We start from the raw sequence: 15,429 nt of genomic DNA, 5'->3' as shown, positions 1-15,429 counted from the left end.
CGAAAACTGTCCATCCCCACCCGAGCACAACCCTTCCACACCCCCCGCCCATGAAGAGCTCAGTCCCCCCACAGCAAGTCCAGAAAGCCACCACTGAGTTCCGCACCCTGAGACGAGTTGGAGCACCCATGCCCCAGCACGTGCCGTCCTCGCTGCGCGCCTCGTACCCCCAGGCGCCGCAGCACCACCCTCCGGCGCTCCCCCCACAACCGCGCCGAATCGTTTTCCTTGCCCATCGAGACCTCGGCAATCCGGCCGCCGGCGGCTCCGAGCTGCTGGTCGACCGGCTCGCCGACGGCCTGACCGGACTCGGCCACCAGGTGACGCTGCTGTGCGGCGGACCCGCGGCCTTCCGGGACTACCGCGTCGTGTCGGCGGGCGGCGAGTTCGCCCACTATCTGCGCGCCCGCTCGGCCTTCGCCCGGCAGGTCGGCGAGACCGATCTGCTGGTCGAGGTCTGCAACGGCATGCCGTACCTCGCGCCCCTCTGGCACCACGGCCCCACCCTGTGCCTGGTCAACCACGTCCACTCCGACCTGTGGAAGATGCGGTTCGGCGGGCCCCTGACGCCGGCCGCGCGGATCGGACGAAGACTCGAGCAGTGGGCGCTGACCGGTGCCCAGCACCGGAGTCTGCTGGTCGCCGTCTCGCCCTCGACGGCCCATGCCCTGCGGGCGATCGGTGTCGAGCGGGACCGCATCAGAGTCGTGCACAACGGGGTCGAGGAGCCCGGTCCGCGTGCCGACCGGTCGGCCGAGCCGCTGTTCGTGGCGGTGGGCAGACTCGTCGAGTACAAGCGGATCGATCTGCTGCTGAGACTCTGGGAGCGGGTGCGGCCGGTCACCGGCGGGCGACTGGTGATCGTCGGCGACGGTCCCGAACGTGAGCGGCTGGAGCAACTCGCCGGTCCTGGAGTGGAGTTCGCGGGCCACGTTTCCGAGGCGGAGAAGCACCGGCTGCTGTGTGCGGCGTGGCTGTTGCTGCATCCGTCCGCGGTGGAGGGGTGGGGGCTGGTCGTCACCGAGGCCGCCACCCGTGAGACGCCGACCATTGCGTTCGACGTGCCCGGGCTGCGGGATTCCGTCGTGGACGGGGAGACCGGGGTGCTCGCGCACGGGGAGTCCTCGTTCGCGGCCGCCTGGTGCACGCTTGCCCTGTCGGGGCATCGGCGTGAGCTGATGGGCAAGGCGGCCCGCGACCGCGCAGCCCGCTACCGCTGGCACCGTACGGTCAGACAGTTCCGTGCGGTGGCCGCCGAGGCGGTGAGGAGCTGGTCTCCATGACCGGCCTCAAGGACCCTTCGATACGCCGCTCCCTCGCCCTCTTCCGTGCCTTCCGGCACGAGCAGGACGACCCCGAGTCCTGCTACCAGCTGCTCGCCCGCGACGCCGCCGACCAGGTCGAGGCCTACGACGGGCCCGTCGCCGGTCGTACGGTCGTGGACGTCGGCGGCGGTGGCGGGTACTTCACCGAGGAGTTCCGCCGGCGCGGCGCTCAGGCCTATCTCTTCGAGCCCGACGTCACGGAGCTCGGCGAGAAGCCGCGCGAAGGGTCCGTGATCGCGGACGGCTATCTGCTGCCCCTGTGCGACGGGGCCGCGGACGTGACCTTCTCCTCCAACGTGCTGGAGCACGTGGCCGATCCGCAGACGTTCCTGAGCGAGCTCGCCCGGGTGACCCGGCCCGGCGGGCTGATCTACGTGTCGTTCACCAACTGGCTGTCCCCGTGGGGCGGTCACGAGTGGGCGCCGTGGCACTACTTCGGTGCCGAGCGGGCCCGCGCCCGCTACCGGCGCCGTACCGGAAGACCGGCCAAGCACACCCTCGGCGAGAACCTCTTCGCCGTGCACATCGGCGCCACTCTGCGGCAGGTGCGCGCCCGCGACGACGTGACGGTCGTCTCGGCGCGCTCCCGCTACTGGCCGTTCCTCGCGGAGACCGTCGTGAAAGCGCCGGGGATACGTGAGGTCGCCACCTGGAACCTTCTCCTCATCCTCCGGCGGTGTCCCCCATGACGACCACGGTCCAGGCCCCTCCTCCGGCTGCCGTCCCCACCACCGCAGGCACCTCGGGCCCGCCGGAGGGCCCGCGGTCGCGGCGCTGGCTGGTGGGGTTCTGGGCCGTGGCGTTCCTGCTGTTCCTGGTGGTGCACCCGGGGCGGCAGACCTTCGACACCAAGCTGGGTGTGACGGTCGACCCGGGTGCGTTCTTCTCGGATCTCGGGCAGCTGTGGCACGACCAGGGATCCTTCGGCGGGATCCAGGACCAGTACGCCGGTTATCTGTGGCCGATGCTGCCGTTCTACTGGCTGGCCCATGTCCTGCACCTGCCGGTGTGGCTGGCCGAGCGGCTGTGGATGTCGCTGATCGTGTCCGTCGCCTTCTGGGGTGCGCTGCGGCTGGCCGAGCGGCTGCGGGTCGGCAGTGGCGGATCGCGGCTGCTCGCGGGGATCGCGTACGCGCTGTGGCCGGTCTTCACCATCGTCGTCGGCTCCACGTCGGCCGCCGTGCTGCCCGGCGCGTTTCTGCCGTGGGTGCTGCTGCCGCTGACCAACGAGCGCTACACCGCCCGGGTCGCGGCCCTGCGCTCGGCGCTGGTCGTGCCGTTCATGGGCGGCGTCAACGGCGCCTCCACGCTCGCCTCGCTGCTCCCGGTCGGGCTGTATCTGCTGTCCCGTCCGCCCGGACCCCGGCAGCGCAAACTGCTCGCCTGGTGGGTGCCGGGTGTGATCGTGGCGACCGCCTGGTGGTGGATACCGCTGGTCATGCTCGGTGTCTACGGCGAGAACTTCCTTCCGTACGTGGAGACTTCGCAGACCACGACGGCCACCATGTCGGCGACGGAGGCGCTGCGCGGGGCCGGGAACTGGGTCGCGTATCTGCACTTCGGCCAGGCCTGGCTGCCGGCCGGCTGGACGGTCGCGGCCTCGGTGGTCGTGATCGTCTGCTCGGCGCTCGCGGCCGGACTGGGCCTCGCGGGCCTGGCCAGACGTGACATGCCGGAGCGCCGCTGGCTGGTGCTGACCGTGGTGTCGTGCGTGCTGGTGCTGCTCGCCGGGTACGGCGGCGCGTTCGGCGCGCCCTTCCACGGGGTCGTGCAGGACTGGCTGAACGGCGGTCTCGTCCCCTTCCGCAACATCTACAAGTTCCAGACCGGGCTCGCTCTGGCGTTGGTGCTGGGGCTGGCCCATCTGGTCGGTGTGGCCGCCGAGACGCGCGGGGTCCGCCGGGTGCGCGGCCGCCGGTTCGCCCCGCTGATCGCGGCGATCCTCATCCTCCCGGGCCTGCTGTGGCCGTACCTGAACGGCTCGATCCTCAATCCGGGCTCCTTCCAGGAACTGCCCAAGTACTGGAAGACCACGGCCAGTTGGCTGGAGAAGTACTCACCCGACTCGCGCGCCCTGGTCGTCCCGGCGACCGCGCACGGCCTCTACACCTGGGGCTCGCCCATCGACCAGCCCCTCGACGTCCTCGCCAAGTCCCGCTGGGCACAACGGGACTACGTCCCCTTCGGCACCCCCGGCAACCGCCGCGCGATGGACGCCGTGGAGAACGCCCTGACCTCCGGCAGTGAAGTCCCCGGTCTCGCCGACTACTTGAGCCGGGCCGGCATCTACTACGTCGTCGTACGCAACGACCTGGACCCCGACCAGATCGGCTCGGTGCCCACCTCGACCGTGAAGCGGACGCTGGAGCAGTCCGGGTACGAGCGGGTGACGGGACTCGGGCCGGTGATGACCGGCGGCACGATCGCGCACGACGCTCCGCTGCAGGTGGAGGGGTTGTATCCGCGGCAGCGGGCGGTGGAGATCTACGAGCCCTCCGACCAGGACGTGACCCGCCCGGGCCAGGCCCATCTGTACCCCGTGGCCGACACCGCCGTGGTCTCCGGCGGCCCCGAGTCCCTGCTCCCGCTGGCCTCCGAGCTGCGCGGCCGGGCGACCGTCCTGACCGGCGACAACCATCCCGGGCTCGGATCGCCGCCGCTGCAGATCGTCGGCGACGGACTGCGCCGTGCGGACACCCGGTTCGGGCTGGTGAGCGCCAACACCTCCTATACCTATACGAGTTCGGAGCGGAACGCGCCGGACGCCGTGCAGGACGCCGGGAAGAAGCCGCACCAGATCCTGCCGACCAAGGGCCTCGACCACCAGACGGTGGCCCAGCTGCGCGGAGCCGGCTCGGTGACGGCCTCCTCCAGCGGCAACTGGCTGTTCTACCTCCCCCAGTACGACCCGGTGAACGCCTTCGACGGCAACCCGGACACCGCGTGGGCGGAGGGCGCGCCGGAGTCGGCGGACGGCCAGTGGCTGCGGATCGGCTTCACGGACTCGTACGACATGCCCTCGTCGTTCAAGGTGACGCCGCTGCCGCAGGAGAGCGTGCGGTCGGCGGCGACCAAGGTGCGGGTGGAGACGGAGAAGGGGTCGAGGACCAGCTTCCTGCGCCCCAATGGGCAGACGCAGAGCATCAAAGCGCCTGCGGGCGAGACGAGTTGGATGAAGCTGACCATCGTCGACTCGGTGGAACGCCGCTCGGGTCTGACGGGTGCCGGATTCTCCGAGGTCGACCTCCCGCACATCCAGGTGACCCGGCTCCTACGGCTCCCGACCGACGCCGACAGTTCCGACGCCGCCGCCTCGATGATCTCCCTGCACCGCACCCCCGACCCCACCGGCCTCTCCGCGACGGGCACGGAGGCGGGCCTGCACCGGCGCTTCTCCACGGCCACTGCGGGGACGTACGAGATGAAGGCGAGCGCGGTGCCGGTGCCGGGCGAGGAGGCCGACAAGCTGCTCTACGAGGTCGCCCCGGACCAGCAGAACCGCATCGTCGCGACCGCCGACTCGACGGCCGGCCTCGGCGCGGGCCTGTCGGCGCGCAATCTCACCGACGGCGATCTGACAACGGCGTGGATCGCGGGCGACCGCCCCACGATCCATCTGCGCTGGGACGGCAAACAGCCCATCGGGGAAGTGGTGTTGGCCCCGGCGGGCGGCCTGTCGACCCGCGCCACCCAGGTCGACATCAGCTCCCCGGACGGCTCGACCATCGCCGGTGTCGACGAGAACGGCGTGGTCCGCTTCGACCCGATCACCACGGACCGCCTGGACATCACGATCACCAAGACGGCCCCGCTGACCCTGCACAACCCGGTCGCCGACGAGGACCTGCAACTCCCCGTGGGCCTGAGCGAGGCGTACATCCCGGCGCTCGACCAGTACCGCACCCCGCAGCCGCAGGAGAGCAGGACGTTCTCGCTGCCGTGCGGGCAGGGCCCGGACGTGGCCGTGGACGGCGAGCTGTACCAGACGAGCGTGAAGGGGACGGTACGGGACCTCACCGAGCGCCGGGCGGTGGATGTGACGCTGTGCCAACGCGGGCGTTCCGACACCGCGTTGGAGCTGCCGGCGGGTTCGCACCGGGTCGAGGCCGGGGATGCCGGACCGCTCACGCTGACGGACGTGACGCTCACCCGCGGCACGGTCGCCGAGCCCACGGCGGCGGCACGGCAGCTGACCATCCGGGACTGGCTGGGCGACCGTCGCGAGGTGACCGTCGGCTCGGGTGCGGCCATGTACCTGACGACGTACGAGAACTACAACGACGGCTGGAAGGCCACCCTCGGCGGCAAGGAGCTGACACCGGTCCGTCTCGACGGCTGGCAGCAGGGCTGGCGCATCCCGGCCGGGAGCGGCGGCACCGTCAAGCTGTCGTACGAGCCCGCGACCACGTACGAGGGCGGGCTGATCGGCGGTGCGGCGGGCCTTGCGGTGCTGATCGGCCTGGTCGTGTGGCGCCGCCGCGCACCGAACCCCGACCCGCCGCAGCCGACCCCGCCGCCGCCCGGGCTGTGGCTCGGCACGGTGGTGCTGACGCTGGTGGGCATCGTGATCGCCGGGTGGTTCGCGCTGCTGGTGCCGGCGCTGGCGCTGCTGGCGTCCCGACGGCATGCGCTGCTCGTACCGATCGCGTTCGTCGCCCTCGCGGGGGCCGGGATCGCGGCGGCCACGGGGGCCGGGGAGCCGGTGGGCGCGGGCGAGGGGGCGTTCGGGCACGCGGCCCAACTGCTGGCGCTGATCGGGCTGTTCGCGGGGGTGGTGAGCGTGCGGGAGCCGGACGAGGGGCCGGGGCACACGGCGGTACTGCCGCCGGTGGCCGGACCTGCGTCCGCGCTGTGGCCGCCCGGCTCCGAGGCACCGACGGCACCACTGCCGCAGCGACACCGCGGCGAGAGCGGGACGGCCGAGGGGCAGACGGAGGCGTCCGCCCCGGCGCCCCGCCCCGACGCCGGGCCGACCGTCTCGGCACGCGGGCCCGGCGGGCCCGAACCGGATGCGCCGACCACGCGGATCCCCTTGCGCAAACCCAGGTTCCGGCCCGCTCCACCGCCCGAGGAGACACAGCGGCCGGACGACGACAGCGGGAGGGACTGACCCGTATGACCGCGCTCGATCACCCCGCACGCGCCGAAGGCGGCCCGGCACGACCGCCCGCCCGTATCCCGTTCCCGGTGGTGGACGAGGTGGCCCGGCACTGCCTCCAGGAGGAGGAGCCGGAGACCGTCCACATCGAGGTCCACCTCCCGGGACGGCTCGACCGGGAGCGGCTGCGCTCGGCGTTCACCGAGGCCCTGCGCCGCCATCCCCGCATCCTGATGCGCGAGGCCGCCGGCCACTGGTACCGGCGCCGCTACGAGTGGGAGCTGACGGCGGAACCGGACGTGGAGGTGGTGAGCTTCCCGCCGCCGGGGCCGGATGCGCTGCGGGACGCGCGGACACGGGCACTGACGACCGCACCGCCGCTGAGCCTGTCGCCGCCGATACGGCTGGAGGTGGTGGAGGGGGCGGGGCCGGTGGAGGGCAGCGAGGCGACCGACTGCGTCGGCCTTGCTGCGGGCAGTCGCACCGCCGGGGCGGCTGCTCCCGCCCCGAACACAAAGGGAACCGTCCTCTTCCTCACCATCAACCACACCGCCCTCGACGGCCCCGCCTGCCTCCGCGTCCTCGCAACCGCCGCCGAAATCTACGGCGACACCGACAACTCCCCCGCCGCACCCCCCACCCGCACCCCAGACACCCCCCAACCCCCCGAGGAAACCCCCTCCAACTGGTCCCCACCCGCCAGAGTCGCCCCCGGCACCCCCGAACCCTCCCCCGGCAACGGCATGCTCGTCACCGAGCTCCCCCTCCCACACCGCCCCAAGGGCTCCCCGTACACCGTGAACGACCAGCTCATGGTCACCACGGCCCTGACCATCGCCCACTGGAACAGAGAGCACGGCGCCCACCCCCGCCCCCTGCGCATCACCATGCCCGTGGACGACCGCCCCCGGGACGCCACCATGCCCATCGGCAACGGCACCCGCCTGGTCGAAGTCCCCTTCTCGCCCGAGGAGTTGGACACCCACGACCCGACCAGGATGCCCGCCCTGCTACGCCGTACGGCGACCCGCACCCGAGCCCTGAAATCCCTCCCCCGCCCCCAACTCGGCCACGGAGCCGCACTCCTGACCGCTCCGGTCACCCCCGTGGCCTGGCGGGCCGCCCTCACGCGGGGCCTGCGCAGAGCGGCCGCACCCTGGACGTCGACCACGCTCCTGAGCAACATCGGCCGCATCCCCTACCCGCTGGACTTCGGCGAGGAGGCCGGCCGCGCGCACGCGGTCTGGTTCTCGGCGCCGGCCCGGATGCCCCGCGGCCTGACCGTCACCACGGCCTCCACCGCGGGCCGTCTCCACCTCGCCCTGCGCTGGTCCCGCGCCCTGCTCAGCCACGGCGACGGCGCCCATCTGCGGGACCTGTTCGAGCACTACCTCCACACGACGGAGGTGACCCCATGACCACCACCGCACCCCACCCCCGCCCCAAGGACCTGCGCGACTTCTACGAGGACCCGTCCGTCCCCGTCGCCTCCGGCACCCCGCGCAGCCTGCGCCAGGCCCGCATGCTGGCCGCCGCACTGGGCACCTCCGGGCCGCAGACCGTCCTCGACATCGGCTGCGGCGACGGCACCGCGGCCGCCACCGCCGCCCCGCTGCTCCCGGGCCACCGCCTCGTCGGCGTCGACTGGTCCCAGGACGCCCTCAAACGCGCCCGTACGCACCTGTCGTACACGGTCCGCGGCGAACTCACCGGCGGCGGGCTGCCGTTCAGGTCCGACTCCGCCGACGCCGTGCTGTTCAGCGAGGTCGTCGAGCATCTCGTGGACCCGGACGCGGCCCTGGACGAGATCCGCCGCGTCCTGCGCCCGGGAGGCCATCTGATGCTCTCCACGCCGAACCTGGCCGCCTGGTACAACCGCGCTCTGCTGCTGGCCGGAGTGCAGCCCGTGTTCTCCGAGGTCAGCCTGCGCGCAATCCACGGCCGGCCGGGCACGGAGGTCGTAGGACATCTGCGGCTCTACACCGCCCGTGCGCTACGGGAGTTCGTCGCCGCGTCCGGCTTCGAGGTCGTACGCCTCGCGGGGGCCCCCTTCCACGGCGTACCGCGTCCGCTGCGCCCGCTCGACCGGCTGGCCTGCTCCAGACCCTCCCTCGCCTCGATCCTTCTCCTGCACGCGCGAAAGACGTAGAGGGGGCTCAGCCATGTGGTGGGGAGTGGCCGCGGCCCTGTTGGCGAACACCCTGTACAGCCTCGGTTTCGTCCTGGAGAAACGGGCGCTCACCGCCCTCCCGGAGGTGTCGATCCGGCAACCCGCCCGGCTGCTGCGGCTGGTGCTGGGCAGCCCGCTGTGGATCGGCGGCTCGATCGCCCTGGCCTCCGGGTTCGGCGCGCAGCTCGTGGTCTACCGCACCCTGCCGATCGCCGCGGCCCAGGGCATCTTCGTCTCCGGCCTGGTGCTGCTCGTCCTGCTGTCGGCCCGGCTGCTGGGCGAGGAGACCACCGGGCGGGAGCGGTACGCGCTGGGCGCGATCCTCGCCGCGCTGCTGATGGTGGTGATGTCGCTCAAGGAGAGCTCGGACAAGGTCAGCCACAGCGCCCCGTACCAGCTGATCCTGCTGGTGTGCGTGCCCTCGCTGGCGGCCGGTGTCTGGCTGTACGGCTCCGCCGAGCGCCGCACCCGCCACCGGCACCGCGCGCCGACCACGGGCGTGGAGTACGGCGTGGCGGTGGGCCTGCTCTACGGCGTCAGTTCACTGGCGATCAAGGGCGTGTCGAGCTACCTGACCACAAGTGGGCTGAGCCGTGCGGTGGTTGACGTACTCAAGTCGCCGTATCCGTATCTCCTGCTGTTCACCGGTGCGTTCGGCCTGGTCATGTCGCAGGCCGCGCTGCAGCGCTGCCGGGCCTCGCTGATCGTGCCGGTGTGCACGACGGTGACCTGTCTGTACACGGCCGTACTCGGCACCCTCTCGTTCGGCGAGGCCCTGCCGCACGACCCCCTGCGGCTCGCCCTGCGGCTCGCGGGCACCGCCCTTGCCGTCTCCGTGCTGCTGGCCATGCCCAAGCACGACAAACCTGCGCCCCAACCCCCCATAGGTGCCAAGGAGTTGACACCCCCATGAACCCCGACGACCCGCTGCTGCGGATACTGGCGTGCCCGCTCGACAAGGGCCCGCTGCACCTCCTCGTGCCGGACGGTCCGACGGCGGACGAGGCGCTGTACAACCCGCGCCTGCACCGCCGTTACCCGATCGTCGACGGCATCCCGCAGCTGCTGCCCTCCTCCGGGGAGCAGGTGTCGGACGACGAACACGAAGCCCTTCTGAAACGGATGGCCCAGTGACTCCACGCCCCACCCTGGCCGCCCGGCTGGCCCCGCTCCTGCCCACCCGCCTGGTCGCCGCCACCGCACGGGCGGTCTACCCGCGGTTCGAGCCCGAGCTGGCCCGGCTGTCCGACCTGTGCCCGCGCGGCTGCCACACCGCCGTGGACGTCGGCGGCTGGTACGGCCCCTGGACGCGGCGCCTGGCGGGGCGGGCCCGCCAGGTGGTGACCGTCGAACCGGTCCCGCACCTTGCCCGGTTGCTCGCCGCCGGCACCCCTGGCAACGTCCGCGTCGTCCAGGCCGCCGCCTCCGACCAACCGGGCATCGCCCGCCTGTGGCTCCCGCCGGACGACGCCGGCGACCGCGGTGTGTCCTCCCTGATCCGCCGCGACATCCACGCCCACGCCCTCGACGTCCCGTGCGTCACCCTCGACGAACTCGGCCTGCGCGACGTCGACTTCATCAAGATCGACGTGGACGGCAACGAACTGGCGGTCCTGCGCGGCGCGACGGGGCTCCTGGCCCGCGACCGCCCCGCCCTCTTCGTCGAGCTGGAGTCCCGCATCCAACCGATCGCCCCGGTCGTCACCTACCTGTCGCTGCTCCGCTACGACGGCTGGGTCCTGCCCGGCACCACCTGGGTGCCGCTGGCGAAGTTCCCCCTGGAGGAGCACCAGGCGAGCGCCTCGCACGTCGTCACCCAGGGCCTGCTGGGCCGTGTCCTGCCCTTCCGCCGCCACCCGCGCTACGTCAATTCGGTGCTGTTCCTCCCCGACGGCCGCCGCCCGGGTGTCAGTGCCGTGGGCGACCATGGAGCCCATGCCCTCCGGAAAGCGCCCCGCTAGCCCCTTCACCCCGCTCGACTTCCAGCTGGTCCTGCTGCGCCGCATGGCCGACCACAATCCGGACCTGGTGGAGGACGCCCGCCATGAACTGGGCGTCTCCATCGCCGACATGAGAGAGGCCAACAAGCGCTGGCAGGCGATGCTGCACTCCCCGCGCTCCCGCGCCGCCGCATCCCTCCCCCACTCTCGACTTCGCTCGAGCGGGGGGACCCCCATCCGCTCGATCCTGGGCGCTCCGGAGTCGACGATCACCCGGAAGATCGGCGACCTGGACTGCGAGGCCCTCCTGTGGCCCGTCCCCCTCTGGCCCGACCTGCGCTTCGAGGTGCTGCTCGCCCCGAACGGCGCCGTCTGGAACGAGTGGCTGGTCCGCGCCCCCGGAGCCGCGGCCCCGCCCCTCCACACCCTCGACGACCTCACCCCCTGGTCCTGCACGGTCGACGAGGCGGCCCGCGCCTTCGCCCCCGCCCGCCCCCTGGAGGGCACCGCCCCGACCCGCTGGGGCCTGGCGTTCACGGCCCCGGACGCGGACGGCGTACGTCGGGAGGTGGTCGCCGAGTTCACCTGGGGCCTGCTGCAGCGCACCGCGGTCAACGGCTGAACCAGGTCCGCAGCGCGGTCTCCAGCCCCTCCGCATCCGGCTCCCCGCTGCTCGCCCACGCGACCGCCCCGTCCGGTCGCACGAGTACGGCGTCGAGGCCGTCGTAGGCGATGCTCTCGACCTCGACCAGGTCGACCCGCTCCCGCCAGGGCTCGGCGGCCCGCACGTCCGGCGCGAGGAGGACGGACCGCCCGTACACGGTGTAGCGGCTCAGGCGGTCTGCGCGCGCGCCGGCCTTGAAGGCCAGGTCCGGGCAGTGCCGGCCGGTCAGCGGATGGGCGCTCGGGTACGGGAAGTCGTAGGCGTCGGCGAGTCCGGAGAGCATCCGGCCCAGGTGGCGGTTGACCTCGGGGATGTCCATCAGGTCGGCGAAGACGTCGCGCAGGGCGTCGGTGTGCGGGCCGGGGGCCAGCAGGGCGGACTGGGCGCGGGTGTTGTGCAGGACGCGGGCGCCGACCGGGTGGCGCTCGGCGGTGTAGCTGTCGAGGAGGCCGGGCGGGGCGTCACCGCGGAGCTCGGCGGCCAGTTTCCAGCCGAGGTTGACCGCGTCCATCAGGCCGAGGTTGAGCCCCTGGCCGCCCATCGGCGAGTGCACGTGGGCGGCGTCCCCGGCGAGCAGGACGCGGCCGCGGCGGTAGGTGGTGGCCTGGCGGGCGTGGTCGGTGAAGCGGAGGGTCTCGCCGGTGAGGGCGACGGTGACGTCCACGCCGGTGACCCGGCGGACGCTGTTCTCCAACTCCTCGGCGGTGAGCGGCGCTTCGCGGTCCTCGGGAGTGTCGCCGAAGTCGAAGGTGGCGAGCATGCCGTGGCCGTGGTGCAGGATGCCGCCGTGCTGCCGGCCGGGCGGCGGGAGCCGGTCGGCGCCCTCGAGGATCTCGGCCTCGGCTCGGCGCGCGGTCATCATCGGCGGCGTGCCCGGGAAGTCGAAGCCCGTGAGCCGCCGCACGGTGCTGCGGCCGCCGTCGCAGCCGACCGCGTAGGCGGCGCGCAGCCGGCGTTCGCCGTGCGGCGTGTCGACGGTCAGCGTCACGCCACCGGCGTCCTGCGCGACGCCGACGACCGTGTGCGCGCGGCGCACCTCGACGCCGAGCCCGGTCGCGTACTCGGCGAGCAGCTCCTCCAGCTCCGGCTGCCAGATCCACACGCCCTGCCGGTCGGGCTCGTCCTGGAGGGCGGGGTCGATCTTGTGGATCGCCGAGAAGTGCCCCTTCTCGCTGCCGTGGTCGCGGGCCTTCTCGGCGGTGCGCTCCGCCAGGTCCGCGGTCAGCCGCCCGCCGAGACCGCGCCGGGCAAGGGCCTCGGCGGCGAGCGGTCCGACGCCGCGGGCCCTGCGCTGCGGTGAGCGGGCCGCGAGCCGTTCTAGGACCAGCGGTACGGCGCCGGCGAGGCGCAGTTCGGCCGCGAGCAGCAGTCCCACGGGGCCTGCTCCGACCACGATCACATCGGGTTCGTCGGTCATGGCCACCCCTCCTTAACTAGTTAAGTGCCCCCTCAACGCTTCCCTTAACTTGTTAAGGTGTCAAGCGCGGAACGACGCATTCAGGACAGGGCACGACGGGAAGGGGCCCGGTGGCCATCGACAAGGACCACGCGGCGCGCACCGCCCTGCGGCTGCTGGACGCCGACGGGCTGGAGAAGCTCACCGTGCGCCGGCTGGCCCGCGAACTCGGCGTCCAGGCACCCGCGTTGTACTGGCACTTCGCCAACAAGCGCGCCCTGCTGGACCACATGACGGACGCGATGCTCGCGCCCACGGCCGCGCGGCTGGGCCGCCCGCGCTCCGGCCGGCCCTGGTGGGAATGGCTGGGGGACACCCTCGAAGCCCTGCGCCGCGCACTGCTCGCCCACCGTGACGGAGCCGCGGTGGCCTCCGGCGCCGACCTGCGCCGGGCCGTGGCGCTGGGCCTGCACGCCGAGCGCATCACCGAGGTCCTGTACGAGTCGGGCTTCGCCCTGGCCGACGCCTCGCGCGCGGCCGGAGCGGTGCTGCACTTCACGGTCGGCCGGGTGGTCGAGGAGCAGTCGCGCGCCGACGCGGGCACCGAGCAGGCGATGATCTCCGACCCGGCGTTCCCGTTCCCGCTCCTGGCCCGCTCCCTGCGCGAGCGCCACGCGGCCGCCGCCACCCCGGACGACGACTTCGACTACGCCCTCGCGATCGTCCTGGCGGGCCTGCGCACCCTGCACACGAACGCGGCCGAGACGCCTACCCGGCAGCCGTGAGGATCGCGTCCCTGACCACCGCCAGGGACCCGGGGTGCAGACCGAGGAACAGATTCGGCTCGACGAGCTCCAGCTCCATCACCCGCGGCTCCCCGTCCTCCCCGTCCACGAGATCCACGCGCGCGTACAGCAGCTCGGGCGCATCCGGCACGGCGGCCAACGCCCGCTCGGCGACGGCGAGTTCGGCCGGGGTCGGGGTCCACGGCTGCAGATCCGGGTGGGCCACCTTGTCGTCGTCGTAGGCCGTCCCGGGCGCCAGCACCGCACCCTTCCGGCTGGCGTGCAGGAACCGCCCGCCGAAGAACTGCAGCGCCCGCTCCCCGCTGACGTCGATGCCGGCCAGATACGGCTGCACCATCGCGGTCAGCCCCTCCCGGTGCATCCGCGCGAGATGCCGTACGGCGGTGTCGTGGTCCTCCGCCGTGTAGCGGGCGGCGTACCGCGCGCCGGCGCCCGAGGTCGGCTTGACGACGTACTCGTGATCGCCGGGGAGGTCCGACGCGTCACCGGGCGCGAGATAACGGGTCGGCACGACGGGCACCCCGGCCGCCGCCAGGTCCCCCAGGTACCGCTTGTCGGTGTTCCACCGCACGACTTCCGCGGGGTTGGCGAGCCGGGTGACGGCGGCGCACTTCTGCGCCCAGGCCACGAACTCCTCCGCCCGCCAGCTGTAGTCCCAGGTCGACCGGATGACGACGAGATCGAACCCGCCCCAGTCGGTGCCGCCGTCGTCCCAGGGCAGCGCGACGGCCTCGGCCCCGGCGTCCCGCAACGCACGCACCAGCACCGGAAGATCACGGTCCTTGCTCGGCGCCGTACCGGGGTCGTAGGTGGCGAGTGCGACGCGAGGCACGGTCGGGGCTCCGTTCTGCTGCGGGTGCGGACCACCGCAGGTTAACCAGACGGCACGGAACCGCTGCAACCCGATTGACCTTCCCCTTCGGGGAAGCCCCAGCATCGGTGGCGGGAACACGGGGAGGACTCCGAGGTGCACACGAACATGCTGACGATCGGCGCCTTCGCGAAGGCGTGCCGGCTGTCGCCCAAGGCCCTGCGCCTGTACGACGAGCTGGACCTGCTGCGCCCCGCCCGGGTCGACCCGGACACGGGTTACCGCTACTACGCGGTCGGGCAGCTGGAGCGGGCACGTCTGGTGGCGTGGCTGCGGCGGATCGGGATGCCGCTGGCCCGTATCCGCGACGTGTGCGCGCTCGAACCGGCGGCCGCCGCGCGGGAGATCCGGGCCTACTGGGCGCGGGTCGAGGCGGAGACTGCGGTACGGCGGGACCTCGCCGCGTTCCTCGTGGATCACCTGTCGGAAGACCCGGGGAAGGACGACACCGTGCTGGAACTGCGCTACTTCGCCCACTCGGACCGCGGCCGGGTCCGCCCCGCCAACCAGGACACCGCGTACGCGGGCACCCGGCTGCTGGCGGTGGCCGACGGCTTCGGCCCGGCGGGCGCACCGGCCAGCAGCGCCGCAGTGGCGGCCCTCCGCTTCCTGGAGACGGAGGAGCTGCCCGCGGGCAACGTCCTGAACCTCCTGGAGGAGGCGGTGCAGGGCGCGACGGAGGCCCTCCGCGACGCGACGGACGGCACCGACGGCAACGGCACGACCCTGACCGCCCTGCTGTGGACGGGCTCCCGCCTGGCCCTGGTGCACATCGGCGACTCCCGCGCCTACCTGCTGCGCAACGGGGAGCTGTTCCGCATCACCCACGACCACACGGTGGTCCAGTCGATGATCGACGAGGGCCGGCTGACCGAGGAGGAGGCCACGACCCATCCGCAACGCAGCCTCCTCCTCAAGGCCCTCGGCACCGGCACCCCGGACCTGCGCCTGCACGACGCCACCCCCGGCGACCGCTACCTCCTGTGCTCCGACGGCCTGTCGACGGTCGTCCCCGAGCCCCGCATCCGCGAACTGCTCACCTCGGGCACGGGCCCCGACGAGACGGTCCGCACCCTGGTCACCGAGGCGAACACGGCGGGCGGCCCGGACAACGTGAGCTGTGTGGTGGCGGACGTGGTGGAGGCGGCGGCATGACTCC

13 protein-coding genes are annotated in these 15,429 nt (G+C 72.8%); 11 read left to right on the top strand and 2 right to left on the bottom strand.

The window, feature by feature from the left end; genetic code table 11:
* Nucleotides 1-128 precede the first annotated feature (128 nt).
* Genes ACFY1L_RS12975 through ACFY1L_RS12935 form a run of 9 tightly spaced genes read left to right on the top strand, consistent with a single transcriptional unit; the run spans nt 129 to nt 11,155 of the window.
* Nucleotides 129-1,283 (top strand): glycosyltransferase family 4 protein, encoded by a 1,155-nt coding sequence (locus ACFY1L_RS12975; RefSeq protein ID WP_388822476.1) that lies wholly within the window; start codon nt 129-131, stop codon nt 1,281-1,283.
* The gene (locus ACFY1L_RS12970; RefSeq protein ID WP_388822473.1) at nt 1,280-2,014 is read left to right on the top strand and encodes a class I SAM-dependent methyltransferase; all 735 of its coding nucleotides are present in this window, start codon (nt 1,280-1,282) and stop codon (nt 2,012-2,014) included. Before ACFY1L_RS12975 ends, ACFY1L_RS12970 begins: the two co-directional genes overlap by 4 nt.
* Nucleotides 2,011-6,435, top strand: coding sequence for an alpha-(1->3)-arabinofuranosyltransferase family protein (locus tag ACFY1L_RS12965; protein ID WP_388822471.1), 4,425 nt, complete (start codon nt 2,011-2,013; stop codon nt 6,433-6,435). The genes ACFY1L_RS12970 and ACFY1L_RS12965 overlap by 4 nt, the downstream gene beginning before the upstream one ends.
* A gap of 5 nt (nt 6,436-6,440) precedes the next feature.
* Nucleotides 6,441-7,841, top strand: a complete 1,401-nt coding sequence (locus ACFY1L_RS12960; protein WP_388822468.1) for a condensation protein — start codon at nt 6,441-6,443, stop codon at nt 7,839-7,841.
* Entirely contained in the window at nt 7,838-8,572 is a 735-nt protein-coding gene (locus ACFY1L_RS12955; RefSeq protein ID WP_388822465.1) for a methyltransferase domain-containing protein, read from the top strand. The genes ACFY1L_RS12960 and ACFY1L_RS12955 overlap by 4 nt, the downstream gene beginning before the upstream one ends.
* A 25-nt stretch (nt 8,573-8,597) precedes the next feature.
* The gene (locus ACFY1L_RS12950) at nt 8,598-9,506 is read left to right on the top strand and encodes a hypothetical protein (RefSeq protein WP_388822918.1); all 909 of its coding nucleotides are present in this window, start codon (nt 8,598-8,600) and stop codon (nt 9,504-9,506) included.
* Complete coding sequence (locus ACFY1L_RS12945) at nt 9,503-9,727, top strand: Trm112 family protein (RefSeq protein ID WP_388822462.1); 225 nt, start codon at nt 9,503-9,505, stop codon at nt 9,725-9,727. Before ACFY1L_RS12950 ends, ACFY1L_RS12945 begins: the two co-directional genes overlap by 4 nt.
* Complete coding sequence (locus tag ACFY1L_RS12940) at nt 9,724-10,554, top strand: FkbM family methyltransferase (protein ID WP_388822459.1); 831 nt, start codon at nt 9,724-9,726, stop codon at nt 10,552-10,554. The genes ACFY1L_RS12945 and ACFY1L_RS12940 overlap by 4 nt, the downstream gene beginning before the upstream one ends.
* On the top strand, nt 10,520-11,155 hold the full coding sequence (locus ACFY1L_RS12935) for a hypothetical protein (protein ID WP_388822457.1): 636 nt from the start codon (nt 10,520-10,522) through the stop codon (nt 11,153-11,155). Before ACFY1L_RS12940 ends, ACFY1L_RS12935 begins: the two co-directional genes overlap by 35 nt.
* Here the strand turns inward: ACFY1L_RS12935 and ACFY1L_RS12930 are convergent.
* The gene (locus ACFY1L_RS12930) at nt 11,145-12,614 is read right to left on the bottom strand and encodes an FAD-dependent monooxygenase (protein ID WP_388822454.1); all 1,470 of its coding nucleotides are present in this window, start codon (nt 12,612-12,614) and stop codon (nt 11,145-11,147) included. The genes ACFY1L_RS12935 and ACFY1L_RS12930 overlap by 11 nt on opposite strands.
* 110 nt (nt 12,615-12,724) lie before the next feature.
* Here ACFY1L_RS12930 and ACFY1L_RS12925 point away from each other — a divergent pair, with 110 nt between their 5' ends.
* Nucleotides 12,725-13,378, top strand: a complete 654-nt coding sequence (locus ACFY1L_RS12925) for a TetR/AcrR family transcriptional regulator C-terminal domain-containing protein (protein ID WP_388822451.1) — start codon at nt 12,725-12,727, stop codon at nt 13,376-13,378.
* On the opposite strand, the gene ACFY1L_RS12920 is transcribed toward ACFY1L_RS12925, so the two are convergent.
* Nucleotides 13,362-14,231 (bottom strand): RimK family alpha-L-glutamate ligase, encoded by an 870-nt coding sequence (locus ACFY1L_RS12920; RefSeq protein ID WP_388822448.1) that lies wholly within the window; start codon nt 14,229-14,231, stop codon nt 13,362-13,364. The two genes, ACFY1L_RS12925 and ACFY1L_RS12920, sit on opposite strands and share 17 nt — an antisense overlap.
* Before the next feature lie 147 nt (nt 14,232-14,378).
* Here ACFY1L_RS12920 and ACFY1L_RS12915 point away from each other — a divergent pair, with 147 nt between their 5' ends.
* Nucleotides 14,379-15,425 (top strand): MerR family transcriptional regulator, encoded by a 1,047-nt coding sequence (locus ACFY1L_RS12915; protein WP_388822916.1) that lies wholly within the window; start codon nt 14,379-14,381, stop codon nt 15,423-15,425.
* Nucleotides 15,426-15,429 lie beyond the last annotated feature (4 nt).

Origin of the sequence: Streptomyces sp. NPDC001663, from assembly GCF_042893105.1 — a bacterium.
Taxonomy (GTDB): Bacteria; Actinomycetota; Actinomycetes; order Streptomycetales; family Streptomycetaceae; genus Streptomyces.
The sequence above is the reverse complement of the archived record's forward strand: the minus strand, read 5'-3'. Positions and strand labels throughout refer to the sequence as shown.

Excerpts from the sequence above, each read along its gene's own strand:
- ACFY1L_RS12975 (WP_388822476.1), top strand. The coding sequence starts at position 129 with ATGCCCCAGCACGTGCCGTCCTCGCTGCGCGCCTCGTACCCCCAGGCG.
- ACFY1L_RS12970 (WP_388822473.1), top strand. The coding sequence starts at position 1,280 with ATGACCGGCCTCAAGGACCCTTCGATACGCCGCTCCCTCGCCCTCTTC.
- ACFY1L_RS12965 (WP_388822471.1), top strand. The coding sequence starts at position 2,011 with ATGACGACCACGGTCCAGGCCCCTCCTCCGGCTGCCGTCCCCACCACC.
- ACFY1L_RS12960 (WP_388822468.1), top strand. The coding sequence starts at position 6,441 with ATGACCGCGCTCGATCACCCCGCACGCGCCGAAGGCGGCCCGGCACGA.
- ACFY1L_RS12955 (WP_388822465.1), top strand. The coding sequence starts at position 7,838 with ATGACCACCACCGCACCCCACCCCCGCCCCAAGGACCTGCGCGACTTC.
- ACFY1L_RS12945 (WP_388822462.1), top strand. The coding sequence starts at position 9,503 with ATGAACCCCGACGACCCGCTGCTGCGGATACTGGCGTGCCCGCTCGAC.
- ACFY1L_RS12935 (WP_388822457.1), top strand. The coding sequence starts at position 10,520 with ATGGAGCCCATGCCCTCCGGAAAGCGCCCCGCTAGCCCCTTCACCCCG.
- ACFY1L_RS12930 (WP_388822454.1), bottom strand. The coding sequence starts at position 12,614 with ATGACCGACGAACCCGATGTGATCGTGGTCGGAGCAGGCCCCGTGGGA.
- ACFY1L_RS12915 (WP_388822916.1), top strand. The coding sequence starts at position 14,379 with ATGCTGACGATCGGCGCCTTCGCGAAGGCGTGCCGGCTGTCGCCCAAG.